At 63.2% G+C, this 13,014-nt stretch carries 13 protein-coding genes; 8 read left to right on the top strand and 5 right to left on the bottom strand.

From position 1 onward, the window contains the following. Window positions 1-6 precede the first annotated feature (6 nt). The gene (locus WBA38_RS14795; RefSeq protein ID WP_424294852.1) at window positions 7-498 is read right to left on the bottom strand and encodes a carboxymuconolactone decarboxylase family protein; all 492 of its coding nucleotides are present in this window, start codon (window positions 496-498) and stop codon (window positions 7-9) included. Next, the gene (locus WBA38_RS14790) at window positions 498-1,604 is read right to left on the bottom strand and encodes a dihydrodipicolinate reductase (RefSeq protein WP_424323009.1); all 1,107 of its coding nucleotides are present in this window, start codon (window positions 1,602-1,604) and stop codon (window positions 498-500) included. The genes WBA38_RS14795 and WBA38_RS14790 overlap by 1 nt, the downstream gene beginning before the upstream one ends. Window positions 1,605-1,877: 273 nt before the next feature. Between WBA38_RS14790 and WBA38_RS14785 the strand changes: the two genes are divergently transcribed. Both WBA38_RS14785 and WBA38_RS14780 read left to right on the top strand, forming a co-directional pair. Further along, window positions 1,878-2,696: a hypothetical protein gene (locus tag WBA38_RS14785; RefSeq protein ID WP_424294333.1), complete on the top strand. Its 819-nt coding sequence runs from the start codon at window positions 1,878-1,880 to the stop codon at window positions 2,694-2,696. Continuing rightward, window positions 2,693-3,352, top strand: coding sequence for a hypothetical protein (locus WBA38_RS14780; RefSeq protein ID WP_424294334.1), 660 nt, complete (start codon window positions 2,693-2,695; stop codon window positions 3,350-3,352). Before WBA38_RS14785 ends, WBA38_RS14780 begins: the two co-directional genes overlap by 4 nt. Window positions 3,353-3,418: 66 nt before the next feature. Here WBA38_RS14780 and WBA38_RS14775 read toward each other — a convergent pair whose 3' ends face one another. Together WBA38_RS14775 and WBA38_RS14770 are read right to left on the bottom strand one after the other, a co-directional pair. Then, window positions 3,419-4,513, bottom strand: a complete 1,095-nt coding sequence (locus tag WBA38_RS14775; protein ID WP_424323008.1) for an inositol-3-phosphate synthase — start codon at window positions 4,511-4,513, stop codon at window positions 3,419-3,421. Then, on the bottom strand, window positions 4,506-5,159 hold the full coding sequence (locus tag WBA38_RS14770) for a PadR family transcriptional regulator (RefSeq protein WP_424293183.1): 654 nt from the start codon (window positions 5,157-5,159) through the stop codon (window positions 4,506-4,508). The genes WBA38_RS14775 and WBA38_RS14770 overlap by 8 nt, the downstream gene beginning before the upstream one ends. 151 nt (window positions 5,160-5,310) lie before the next feature. Here WBA38_RS14770 and WBA38_RS14765 point away from each other — a divergent pair, with 151 nt between their 5' ends. The 3 genes from WBA38_RS14765 to WBA38_RS14755 all read left to right on the top strand — a co-directional run bounded on the left by WBA38_RS14765 (window position 5,311) and on the right by WBA38_RS14755 (window position 9,574). After that, a complete protein-coding gene (locus tag WBA38_RS14765) occupies window positions 5,311-5,703 on the top strand; it encodes a DUF5318 family protein (protein WP_424293184.1) in 393 nt (130 codons plus the stop codon). An 89-nt stretch (window positions 5,704-5,792) separates the two neighbouring features. After that, window positions 5,793-8,084, top strand: a complete 2,292-nt coding sequence (locus tag WBA38_RS14760) for a transglycosylase domain-containing protein (RefSeq protein WP_424323007.1) — start codon at window positions 5,793-5,795, stop codon at window positions 8,082-8,084. After that, entirely contained in the window at window positions 8,084-9,574 is a 1,491-nt protein-coding gene (locus tag WBA38_RS14755; RefSeq protein WP_424323006.1) for a glycosyltransferase family 87 protein, read from the top strand. Before WBA38_RS14760 ends, WBA38_RS14755 begins: the two co-directional genes overlap by 1 nt. Here the strand turns inward: WBA38_RS14755 and WBA38_RS14750 are convergent. Next, window positions 9,571-11,571 (bottom strand): GNAT family N-acetyltransferase, encoded by a 2,001-nt coding sequence (locus tag WBA38_RS14750; protein WP_424323005.1) that lies wholly within the window; start codon window positions 11,569-11,571, stop codon window positions 9,571-9,573. The two genes, WBA38_RS14755 and WBA38_RS14750, sit on opposite strands and share 4 nt — an antisense overlap. 174 nt (window positions 11,572-11,745) lie before the next feature. Between WBA38_RS14750 and rpsF the strand changes: the two genes are divergently transcribed. From rpsF to rpsR, 3 genes are all read left to right on the top strand, one after another. Further along, entirely contained in the window at window positions 11,746-12,027 is a 282-nt protein-coding gene (rpsF, locus tag WBA38_RS14745) for a 30S ribosomal protein S6 (RefSeq protein WP_424293188.1), read from the top strand. Between the two features lie 111 nt (window positions 12,028-12,138). Beyond that, window positions 12,139-12,693, top strand: coding sequence for a single-stranded DNA-binding protein (locus WBA38_RS14740; protein WP_424323004.1), 555 nt, complete (start codon window positions 12,139-12,141; stop codon window positions 12,691-12,693). Window positions 12,694-12,733: 40 nt separating this feature from the next. After that, the gene (rpsR, locus tag WBA38_RS14735; RefSeq protein WP_290851906.1) at window positions 12,734-13,000 is read left to right on the top strand and encodes a 30S ribosomal protein S18; all 267 of its coding nucleotides are present in this window, start codon (window positions 12,734-12,736) and stop codon (window positions 12,998-13,000) included. The last annotated feature ends 14 nt before the right edge of the window (window positions 13,001-13,014 follow it).

Here is a 13,014-nt window from a genome sequence, read left to right as displayed (position 1 = left end):
GGGGCGTCAGCCCTGACCCATGTGACTCGGCAACACGCAGACCGAGTCGAGGCCGAGCACGCGGTTTAGGCGGCCGAAAGCAAGCCACGAACCGAGGCACATCGAGAGTTCGACGATCTCCTTGTCGGTGTAATGGCGCCGCATGCGTTCCCAAAATGCGTCGTCGATGCTGTGGTGGTCGGTCGCGTACAGTTCGGCGTACTCGGCGGCCAGGCGAGCCCGATCGTCGAGGTCCGCGGTGGTTCGCCATTGTTCGACCGCGCTGTGGAAGGTGTCCTCGACCTTCTGACCCTCTCGCTCGGTGCGCCAGTCCTGGCAGAAGAGGCAACCGTTGATTTGGGCAATGCGCAGGCGGGCTGCCTCAAATTCGCGGAGTCCGAGGGTGCTGTCCGAGTACACGCTGAGCGAGAGTTTGGCCGCGGCGGGGCCGATGCCGGGAACCATCTCACCCCACACGTATTGAATGGGATCTTTGCCATCGGGGATGTCGAGGAACATCACGCCTCCTTATTGCTTAGGTAAGTGGACGGTAGGAGGGGCACCTCGAGGCCGTCGTACATTCCAGGATCCGCGTTGCGGAGCCACGGGATGGCGTTGACGAGCCGGTTCGCTGCCGTCGCATTGCCGCCAGCCGAGCGGTTGCCTCCCTCGTCCGTGGCCTCAACATTGATCTCGATGCGCGGGCGGCCCTCAATGATGACGCGGTGGGCACCGTCGCCGCCGTCCGGTGGCATTGGCCAGTCGACGGCGCAGTCGGCGCTGATTCGCGTGACGTGTTCGGCGACGATCTTGGGCTCGCCGTCGACGATGCCCTGAACCTCAAAGCGCAGGGCACCTTGGGTGCCAGCTTCGAAATCGCCAAGCGCGGTGGTGACCGTCGCGTCGAGTGGCCGTCGCTGCGACGTTTCGCGCACCTCGTCGAGCTCCACCCCGAGCGCGCGGGCGATGAGCCGGATCTGGCCACCCCACACCATGGAGGGGACACCCTCGGCGACCATCGGCGGGGCGTAGTCCATGGGCTGGCCCATGCCCACGATGTAGCGAACCGAGTCCTCGGCGTCGTAGGTGGAGTAGTCGAAAATTTCCTGGCAGCGCACCTGGTCGATCTCCGATGCGAGGCCGCTGACCAGTGCCGGAAGCAGGTCGTTGCCCCACCCCGGGTCAATTCCGCTGACGAAAAGCGCGCTCTCGCCCGTGGCGCAGGCCTTCTCGATTGGGGCGCGCATCTCGGCGGGTGCACTGCGATGGTCGTAGAGCGCGTAGACCGACGGCGTCACCACGACGGCACCTAGCGCCAGTGCCCGGGCGATGTCGGCTACGGCATCGTCTGGCCGCAGTTCCCCGGACGCGGCGTAGGCGACGGCACCGCTGCCGCTGAGAGTAGCCAGGGCTGCGTCGATATCGTCGGTGGCGTTGATGCCGAGCGGTCGCCCCAGGTCGGCGAGGTCGCCCGCATCTCGACCCACCTTGGCGGGATCGTGCACGATCACCGACGACAGAGTCAATTGAGGATGAGCCGCCACCGCCCGAATCGATGCCCGCCCCACATTCCCGGTTCCCCAGACAACAACGGGGATGGACCGGAACGTGTTCTCATTTGCCATGAGGCGAAGGCTAGACGACACCATTGTGGAAAGTTCGCAAATCGCCAACACCTGTGAATCCATCCGCACGAATGAACTTGGGAGGTGCAGGCGGCATGGCAACACAGCGTGACATAGCCTGATCGCGCACCTTTCGATGTCACGATTACCGGCAGCGAGCGTGGGGCCCAACGGGGGTCAAAACCGAACGTGAAAGAACTGGGGTAGGCAAGGATGAATCCGTACAACCAACAGCCGAGCGGGCCAATGCAGCCGCCGCCCGGGGTAGGTCCGATGGGTCCCGGCCCACAGCCGGGATTTGCGCCAGCAGGTCCGCCTCCGGCGTTTGCGCAGCCCGCGACACCGCTGGACCTTGGTCGGATCGCATCGGCCATCACGGTGGTCGCGGGAATCGTTGTGCTGTTCTGTTCGCTGCTCGACCTGTACTCGGTCACCGTCGACCCGGGCAAGGTCGACGACAGCGTTGACGGCACCGTCAACGTCGGCATCGGCTTTTACTCGGTGGTGCCGTTTAATGCGCCGGTGGTTGCCTTGGCCGTGCCGATCCTGATGCTCGTTGCGGCCTTGACCGCAGTTCCCGGATTGCTGGGGCGTCGGCAAGGCACCCTTGTTTCGGCGATCAGTGCGATTGCCGCAACCCTGCTCGGCCTGGTGTTGATGTTTGCGAATCCGTTGCCCGGCGTCGAACTGACCGGCGACCTCAGGCGTGAAGCACAGCGCGACTTGGACGACTTGGACGTGTCGTCGGTCAATCAACTCGTCGATCGCGTGGTCAACATCGGCCCCGGTGCCGGCCTGATTATTGCCGTTGTCTTTGGCTTCATTGCCTCGGCCGCGGCAGGCTTCATCTACCTGCGCAGCACGACTGCTGCTCCGGGTCTCGCGCACCCGATGAGGGCGCCGATCCCGCCGCAGGGGCCGCAGTCCGGGTTTGTGCCGATGCCGCCGCAGGGTGGCCAGTTCACGGCACCGACCGCTTTCATCCCGTCCGCTGGCCCGGACGCTTTTGACCAGACACAGCTAGGAACGTCCCGTCCGGGCGCGCCGTCGGCCGGTCCCGGCGCTCCGGGCGGATACCCGGGACAATCGTGAACCGCGGACGGATCATCTCGGCCGCAGTCGCCGCCTTGGGAGCGATCGGGCTGGGCCTGAGCTTTCTCCCATGGATCACCATCACTGTCAGTGAACGAATGCTGACGATCATGAGCGGCCGCTACTTCTTTCGGATGCTGGTGGAAGCGGACGGGGAGTCGCCTGCCGAGCATTGGAAGCACATGTGCGAGGTGTACCAGGAGTATTGCCCGGGCGGTGGTGGTGCCGAAGTCTCGCTGAATGTTTTTGACTTCATCGGGTCGTCGTACTTCGCGGCGGGACTGCTCCCGATCACGCTTGCTCTCGCCATCGCCATTGGTGCCATGCAAGCCTGGCGCCGTGTGGATACCCGGGTGATGGCCTTCCTATCGCTGCTCAGCCTCGGTGCGCTCGTCGCGTTGACATTCACCGCGCTGAACCCGTCAATGGCGATAAGCGGATCCGGCGAGTTCGATACCCCGTCGGCGCCGACCGAATCGCTGGACCCCAGTGACCTGTCGCTGGGGGTGGGGCCGGGCCTTTACCTGCCCGCAGTGGTCCTCGGGCTGATCTTTGCGCTCGCCACCTGGCAGACCATCGTCGGACTTCAGGAGGAAGAGCGCGGCAGCGGTGCGCAGTTTGTGCCGCCACCGCAGCCGCTGGCCACCAATCGGTGACAGTCGAAGACAAATAACGCCCGCCCCGGAAACCGGGGCGGGCGTTATTGGCTCAAGCAGTGACGACTAGTCGGCACCGATGATGAAGGCTTCGAGCTGCTGACGAGCGATGTCGTCGGCGATCTGCTCCGGCGGGCTCTTCATCAGGTAGGCCGAGGCCGGGAGGATCGGGCCACCGAGGCCGCGGTCCAGGGCGATCTTCGCGGCGCGAACAGCGTCGATGATGATGCCTGCCGAGTTCGGGGAGTCCCAAACCTCAAGCTTGTATTCCAGGTTCAACGGCACGTCGCCGAACGCACGACCTTCGAGGCGGACGTAGGCCCACTTGCGGTCATCGAGCCACTGGACGTAGTCCGACGGGCCGATGTGGACGTTCTTGTCGTACACCTTGCCGGACAGCGGACCGTCCAGGATCGAGGTGACGGCCTGCGTCTTGGAGACCTTCTTGGACTCGAGGCGCTCGCGCTCAAGCATGTTCTTGAAGTCCATGTTGCCGCCGACGTTGAGCTGGTAGGTGCGGTCCAGTTCGACGCCGCGATCCTCAAACAGCTTCGCCATGACGCGGTGTGTGATGGTGGCGCCAACCTGGCTCTTGATGTCGTCGCCGACGATCGGGACGCCAGCATCGGCGAACTTCTTGGCCCACACGGGGTCCGAGGCGATGAAGACGGGCAGAGCGTTGACGAACGCGACACCGGCGTCGATAGCGCACTGAGCGTAGAACTTATCAGCCTGCTCCGAACCAACCGGCAGGTAGCTGACGAGGACGTCAACCTGGTTGTCCTTGAGGGTCTTGACGACGTCAACGCCGTCGCCGTCAGCTTCGACGATGGTCTCGCGGTAGTACTTGCCGAGGCCGTCGAGGGTGTGGCCGCGCTGGACAGGAACGTTCAGCGGGGGAACATCAGCGATCTTGATGGTGTTGTTCTCGCTGTTGTTGATCGCCTCGGACAGGTCGAAGCCGACCTTCTTGGCGTCAACGTCGAATGCAGCGACGAACTCGACGTCGCGGACGTGGTACTGGCCGAACTTGACGTGCATCAGGCCGGGGACGTGTGCGTTCTCATCGGCATCTTGGTAGTACTGAACGCCCTGAACCAAGGATGAGGCGCAGTTACCCACGCCAACGATGGCCACGCGCACTTTGTTGGTGTCACCCATGGTCGGGATCTCCTTCTTGTTGCAGCGGTACGGCGGATTGCTGTGCCGCCGAGTTCTTACTTGCTTCATCACGCGTGACCGAGGTCGGCTCCGCGGGATGAAAATCTGGGGTGCCGACTGAGCCGGAAGCTTCGTCGGCAATCAATTTGTTGAGCCACTGGACCTCGCGTTCGGAGGTCTCCAAGCTGAGCTCGTGCATCTGCCGGGTGTAGTGGTCGTTGCTGCGGGTCGCGCGACCCAACAGTTCGCGTAGGCCTTCGCGGCGTTCCTCCACCTGGCGGCGTCGTCCTTCCAGAATCCGCATCCGTGCCACGGCGGGCGTGCGGCTGAAAAACGCGAGGTGCACCCCGAAGCCGTCGTCCGTGTAATTTTGCGGACCGGTGTCGGCCACCAACTCGGAGAAGCGGTCGAGTCCGGCAGGCGTCAGTCGGTAGACGCGCCGCGCCCGCCGGACCTTCGCGCCGGTGAGCGTTTCCGGCTCATCCTCGACGATCAAGCCATCGGCCTGCATGCGACGCAGCGTCGGATACAGGCTGCCGTACGAAAACGCGCGGAACGCACCGAGCAGACCGGTGAGTCGCTTGCGTAATTCGTAGCCGTGCATGGGTGATTCGAGCAGAAGGCCGAGAATTGCCATTTCAAGCATGCTGCGACCTCCAATCTGAATCCGTTATGACTTGCTGATGCAGCATTCAATGTATCGCATCGATATAACCTGCTTCGAACTTGTCGGTAATGAAGCGGGTTGATTTGCATCACACGGCCTGTCCTCAGGCGGCACGTCTAGGCTGAGGGGCGTGCACCGGCAGATCGTGAACTATGCACTCGCGCGACGCGAGTGCCTGGCGCGCGTCCGGACCGGGTCAACGGCACTCAGTGAAGTCTGCGATGCAGATCCGTATCTGCTGCGGGCCGCGAAGTTCCACGGAATTCCCGCCGAGGAAGTGTGCCCTGTCTGCCGAAAAGAGCAGGTCACCAGGGTTTCCTGGGTGTTTGGTGAGCATTTGGGTCGAGTCAGTGGCTCAGCGCGTTCGGCGGCCGAGATCGATACCCTCGACGCCAGTGCCGGTGAGTTCACGGTCCACATCGTCGAAGTGTGCCGAACCTGTCGATGGAACTATCTCGTCGAGTCGTACGTTGCCGGATTGCCCGAAGGCGCACGAAGGCGCAGCCGGCGGGTTGCAAAGTAGAAAGTGACAAGAGTTGGCTGCGGGGCAGCCATGCGTCACAGTTAGAACGATAATTCGTCCGCGTGCGAACGCAGAGAAGTAGGTGAGCGATGACCAGCAGTAAAGGTGCTGCGACGTCGGGCAGATCGACGACAACGAAGGTCGCGGCATGGGTGCTGGGGCTTCTCGCTGGGGCAGTACCGCTGGTCGCCATCGGCGTAGTGACGGCATTCCTGTTCACCTATCTGACAGTCGACGTGCCGTCACCCGGTGACATCAAGCAAAACCAGGTCGCGCTCATCACCGACAGCAAGGGCGGAACGATCGCGAAGATCGTGCCCCCGCAGGGCAACCGCACCGACGTCAAATACGAAGACATCCCGCAGTCGATGATCGACGCCGTCAAGGCTGCAGAAGACCGGGACTTCGATTCCAATGCGGGCTTCTCAACGTCCGGCTTCTCCCGCGCTGTCCTCGGCAAGGTCTTCAACCGTGCCGGTGCCGGTGGCGGTTCGACGATCACCCAGCAGTACGTCAAGAATGCGATCGTCGGCGACGAAGTCAGCTACCAGCGCAAGTTCAAAGAACTCGCCATCGCCACCAAGATGTCCCGGCAGTGGACCAAAGAAGACATCATGGCGGCCTACCTCAACACCATCTACTTCGGCCGTGGCGCCTATGGCGTCGACGCCGCAGCACGGGCCTACTTCAACCGGCCGCTCAAGTCGCTGACCGTTTCCCAGTCGGCATTGCTGGCAGGCGTGATCCGCGGGCCGTCCCTTTACGACCCCGCTGACAACCCCGATCTCGCCGTCGAGCGCTGGAACTACGTGCTCAACGGCATGGTCGATACCGGTGCCATCAGTAAGGCCGACCGGGATGCCCAGAAGTTCCCGAAGGTCGTCAAGCCCAAGAACGACACCAGCGTCGACAAAGAAGGCCCCAACGGGCTGATCCGTCGGCAGGTGGTCGCTGAACTCCCCAAGGTGGGAATTACCGAACAGCAACTGCAGACCTCCGGGCTCAAGATCACCACCTCGATCGATCCCCAGGTTCAGAAGTCACTCGTGTCGGCCTCGCGGAGCAAACTCGAAGGCGAGCCCAGCAACCTGCGGACCGCTTCGGTATCCGTTGACCCCGCTACCGGCGGTGTTGTCGGGTACTACGGCGGCGAAGACGGTACCGGCTGGGATTACGCCTCCGCAGGCTTGCAGACCGGTTCGATCTTCAAGGTCTTCGCCCTCGTGGCCGCTCTTGAGCAGGACATCCCGCTGTCGCAGCGCTACAGTTCGTCGCCCTACCAGGCACCCGGCGGCCTCGTCGTGGAGAACTCCGACGGCGAGTCCTGCGGCACATGCAACCTTGCAACCGCGCTGAAGATGTCCCTCAACACGGTGTTCTACCGCCTGATGATGGACCTCAACGGACAGGCCGACGCTGTCGCCGATACCGCCCATCGCCTGGGCATCGCGGAAAGCTTCGGTGACATCGAGAAGACGCTGCAGGAAAAGAACGGTCACGCCGAAGGCGGCGTCGTCCTCGGTCAGTACCCCTCGCGTGTCCTCGACATGGCTTCGGCGTACGCGACACTCGCCGCGTCGGGCATCTACCGCGCCCCGTTCTTCATCCAAAAGGTTGAGACCTCGACCGGCGAGGTGCTGTACGAACGTGAAAAGAACGAGGGCAAGCGGGTCATTTCCGCTGCCGTCGCAGACAACGTGACGTCGGCAATGATCCCGATCGCCGGTTACTCCAACGGCAACTCGCTGTACGACTCGACCTACGGTGCACGACCATCGGCTGCGAAGACCGGCACCGCTCAGCTCGGCGACACCGGCTACAACAAGGACGCATGGATGGCCGGCTACACGCCGCAGCTGTCGACTGCGACTTGGGTCGGTACCGACAAGGGCGTGCCGCTGAAGACCTACTCCGGTGGCTCCGTGTACGGCAGTGGCCTGCCAGCGCAGATCTGGAAAGCCGCTATGGACGGTGCGCTGGAAGGCGAACCGATCGAACAATTCCCGACTCCGGAAGCCGTTGGCGGCCAGGCCGGTGTCCCGTACGAGCCTCCGCCCGTGACGTACACGCCGACCCAACCCCAGTCGACCCGTGAGACGTCGCGTCCCCGATTGCCCGGTACCAATGAAAACGGCGACATTGTGATTGCCCCCGGAATCACCGTTCCGATAGGTGGCGACGAAGGCGGCAACAACAACACGCCGACTCGTGAACCCGGCAACGGTGGCAACGGAAACGGGGGCAATGGAAACGGGGGCGACGGTACCGGTGGCGACGGTACCGGCGGTAACGGCAACCGCGGGAATGGAAACGGCAACAACTTCCGAAACCCAAGCGATGAGCCGACCCTCGCACCATCGGCACCGGTGCCAACGACGTAGTGACCTCACCGCGGGCGCAGGAGTCACCGGAACCGCTCTCCGACGATCTTCGGGTGGAGACCGGCCGCATGTTGCCGTCGTGGTCGAGCAAGCAGGTCGGTGCCGCTAGCGGCATGATCGGCGGGCCCGTCGGCTTGCACGCGGCCGTCGGACGCGGCCGTCTGTGGACACCGCTGCGGGTGGTGCTGCTGCTGGCCCTCGTCGGACTGTCGTTGAGTTGGTTTGGCAAAGCGGGCTGCATCCAGCAGGCTCCGGTCGAGAACTCGCCGGGCCAGGTGCGCCTCAACTGGGACAACCAACGTCAGTTCGTCGGCCTGTGCTACTCCGACATTGTCGCGTCGTACGAGGAAAACAAACTCACCCCGAACGACCTTGCGGGTGGGGCATTCCCGTACCGCACGTTTTGGATGCAGTCTGGTGCTGACGGCGAAAAGGTGAAGACCTACCTCACCGAACCAGCTCTGACCGGCATGTTCATGTATGTGAGCGCGCAAGCGGCCCGCGGTTGGGGGGTGTTCGCCGAGGCCGTCGGACTCCCGAAAAACCTCGATGTCGTGAACTACTTCAACATCACGGCACTGCTGCTGTCGTTGTTCTGGCTGCTCGCCGTTTGGGCCACCATGATGACGGACCGGCGGCGCATGTGGCTGGGTGCGCTGATGGCGCTGTCGCCGCTACTTCTGTTCCACGCTTTCACCTCAACCGACATCCTCGCGATTGCGATGTTGTCGCTGGCGATCCTCTTCTGGACCCGCGGCAAACCGGGGTGGTCGGGCATCTTCATCGGCCTGGGGGCGGCGGCCGCCGTCTATCCGCTACTGCTGCTGCCAGCAATCGCGGTCCTCTGCGTCCGACGGAGAACCCTGTACCAATTCACGACTGTCGTGCTGGGAGCCTTCGGTGCATGGCTGCTCGTCAACGTACCGTTCATCATCGCCTACCCATCCGGGTTTATGGCCACCTACCGGGTGTGGCTTAATCGCGGTGTCGAACCGGACACCCTGTACCGGCTCATCTCCCTGGCCACCGGATGGAATCCGTCATCCGCACTCATCACCGGCTTGGTGCTCCTGCTGATGATCGCGGTGGTCGCGACGGTCGTCTACGTGGGCCTACGCGCCTCCACCGAGCCGACGGTTGCGCAGTTGATGTTCCTGCTGGTCGCTGGCTTCCTGCTGTTCGGTAAGGAATGGACGCCGCAGTCGTCGCTGTGGCTGGTGCCGTTGGCGGTCCTCGCCGTCCCCTATCCGGGGGTGGTCCTAGCGTGGATGACCTTCGACGCTCTCGTTTGGATCCCGCGGATGGGTCTATTCCTCGACGCGGACCGAAAATGGTTGCCGCCCGAAGCTTTCTACGTCGTCAACACTTTGCGGGGGGCGGTCCTGGTAGGACTGTGCGCCGTCGTCATCTGGCAGTTGGTGAAACCCGACGAGAACCAACCGGTGGCCGACCACCTGATGCGTTCGCCTGCCAGGGCTACAGCCGGTTAGCGTGCCGCCAGTGCGGTCAGACGCTCGCGCAAACGCTCCCGAGAGGCGGGCCACGCGTCATCGACAATCGCGAACTGGGCGGTGGTTCGCCATCCGTCGCCGAAACGCCGGTGCTTGCGCAGTTCACCTTCGGGAACGGCACCGAGCTTGGCGATCGCGGCCCGCGATTGGGCGTTTTGTGAATGGGTATGCCAAACGACGCGCACCGCACCGCGCGTGGTGAACGCGTATTCGCACAGGAGGAGTTTGGCCGCCGGATTGACGGTGGTGCCCATCGCATCCGGCGAGTAGTAGGTGTATCCAACGGCCAAGGTTAAGTCGGCCTCGTTGACGTCGTAGAAGCTCGTGGTGCCGACGAGTTTGCCCGAACGGTCGATGACGGCAAACGGTACGCGCGCCTCATCGGCGAGTGCCTGCCGAATCCACTCGATTGCTGCCTCGGTGGTCCGCGGCAGCGGCGGAGTCCACCGGTAGAGGGCGGGATCGCCCGGGACTTTCGCGAGCTCCGCCCCGTCCGACAGGGCCAACGGTCGCAGAGTGACATGCTCATTGGCCAGGGTGGGGGCACCGAGCCAGGAGCGCGCTGCCCGCCAATCGGCCGCCGCCAGCCGAGTAAGAGCTCCGTTTGGCGGCACCGTCGCCCGCAAGTAGGAGGCGAGCGGCTCGCGCGGCCGCGCGTCCACAAACTGCACGACGAGGATCGCCAGGATGATTGCGTGCGACCAGACGGCGACGTTAAGGCCGACGGTGACCCATGTTTTCGTCAGCGAGGACTGTTCCATCATCAGGTGGAAGACGGTGATGTCCAGAAGGAGATCGCCGAGCAGATATAGCGCAATCAGCCACCAGCGCACCCGGAGTAGCACGAAGAACGGCAAGATCCACAGCGTGTACTGCGGTGAGTGCACCTTGTGGAACAGCATGAATCCGGCGAGCATCGCCGCACTGACGCCCAGCCACGGGAAGGTGCCGTCGCGCATGTACGACCGCCAGCCCAGGAAACACGCGAACGCAAACGCCGCGACAATCAACAGCGGTGATGCGGTGTCGACGATGGAGGTGTAGGCCGGGGTGATTCCGCCGAGCAGCGGTCGTAGGCCCCAGTACCAAATGGAGTTGGTTGAGAGCCCCACCGGTCGCAGGGTCTGGTAGTCGATCGCGGCCTTCCAGCCGTCGTACCCGGCAATCATGAACGGCACCTGCGTCACCAACACGGTGACGATTGCTGACAGGGCCACGTAGCTGGCACCGAGCCAGTCGAGGCCCGATCGACGGTCCCTGGTCTTTTCCCCGCGCGTCAGGACATAGAGCATGAGCGGCAGCACAAACAGGCCGGGATAGATCTTTAACGAAAACCCGATCGCGAACGGGATCGCCGCAACAATCGCGGTGGCGCGGACCGACCACCGTCGAAGGCCGGTTGTCGGACTGGCTGAACAACCCCACGCCACGACTGCGATCCCCACTACGGCGGCGCACACAACCGGCAACTCCCAGTTGTGCAGGGCGTACAGGGCCAGCGGTGGCGTCGCCGCCCAGAGCATGACCCACCAGCGGGTCATCAGCGCCAAAAGGATCGTCACGATGAACGCGAACGGCATCAAGATCAGGAGACTGTGCCATAGGAACTCGTAGTCGTTGTCGGCGCCGATGCCGCTGAACCACATGATGAGCCCCGACAGGACCGGGTACTCCACAACGCCGCCAAACAGATGCCCGTCAGGCGTGATGCCGCCATGCACGTACGGGAACAGGTGCTCGGATAGCCCGCGCTCGTGCCACATGGTGAACAGATCCGAGTAGCAGGACATCACCTGGTGCGGGCCCGCGAAGAGCCATTCGCGGCTTCCTCCGCCCTTCGGCGTAGTGCAGCCAGTCTTGCTGGCAAACGATAGGGCGCCAGATGCGACCGTGAGCAGCATTGCAGTCACCAAAATCAGGGCGGTCTCCCCGAAGTGAATTCGATTGCGGGCGAAGGCGGGGCGGACCGAAGGCATGCGAAGAGCCTAGTGCAGTAACCCTGAGATATTTCTGACGGGACATTGCTTCCCGGTTGTCGTGATTTCGCAGGTCAGTCACTTCTCATGTACCTTTGAAAGGTTGCCGACGCAGGCGACCCTCCTGCCACGGACCGTCCGTGGCCGAAAGCCCATAGGAGGTGATGTGGTCTTATGCGTCATTACGAACTGATGGTGATCCTCGATCCGAGCTTGGACGAACGCACCGTCGCCCCATCCCTAGATACTTTCCTCAACGTTGTTCGCAACGATGGCGGCAAGGTGGACGAAGTCGAGATCTGGGGCAAGCGCCGCTTTGCCTACGAGATCGCCAAGCACAGCGAAGGCATTTACGCCGTCGTGCAGCTTAATGCGACTCCCGCGACCGTGACCGAGCTCGATCGTCAGCTGAAGCTGAACGAATCGGTGCTTCGGACCAAGGTCCTGCGCAAGTAATCCACAGCCTCGAGGAGGGCCTGCGGATTGTCGGTGGGCACCTTTAAGGTGGAGGCAACTTCATCAGGTGCGCGCCCAGCAGCGTTCCTCGAACACGATTAGGGGAGTCTCATGACGGACACGGTCATTACAGTCGTCGGAAACCTGACGGCCGACCCGGAACTGCGGTTTACCGCTTCCGGTGCTCCGGTCGCCAACTTCACGGTGGCTTCAACTCCGCGGACCTTCGACCGCCAGACCAACGAGTGGAAAGACGGCGAAGCGCTGTTCCTCCGCTGCAGTATCTGGCGCGACGTCGCAGAGAATGTGACCGAGTCCCTCAAGAAGGGCACTCGCGTAATCGTGCAAGGCAAGCTCAAGCAACGGTCGTACGACACCCGCGAGGGTGAGCGTCGCACTGTTGTGGAGCTCGAAGTGGACGAGATCGGTCCTTCGCTCCGTTATGCGACTGCCAATGTCACGCGCACTCAGCGCGGTGGCGGCGGCGGTGGCGGCGGGTACAACAGCGGCAATCAGGGTGGCGGAAACTCCGGCGGCGGTTACAACAACCAGCAGTCGCAGGGACGCCCCCAGCAGCCGGCTAACGCGCCAGCCGACGACCCGTGGGGCAGTGCGCCCGCAGCGGGCGGCGGCTTCGGTGGCGGGGACGACGAACCACCTTTCTGATCCGGGCGAGCTACCCGGAGACCATTAACTGGAGCAATTCATGGCAAAACAAAAGGGCCGCAAGCCCCGCGTGGAGAAGGTTACGAAGGCTAAGGCCTGCACCTTCTGCAAGGACACAAAGAAGAACAAGAAGGTCGAGATCGACTACAAGGACACCGCGCTTCTGCGTCGCTTCCTCTCGGACCGCGGCAAGATCCGCTCGCGTCGCGTCACGGGTAACTGCGTACAGCACCAGCGCGACGTTGCTGTGGCCGTGAAGAACTCGCGTGAGGTGGCTCTGCTGCCGTTCACGTCGACCGGACGCTGAGCGGGAAGGACCAC

It is taken from the genome of Gordonia sp. (in: high G+C Gram-positive bacteria) (assembly GCF_049647785.1).
Classification (GTDB): Bacteria; Actinomycetota; Actinomycetes; order Mycobacteriales; family Mycobacteriaceae; genus Gordonia.
Note: the sequence above shows the minus strand (reverse complement) of the source record. Positions and strands in the feature narration are given on the sequence as shown.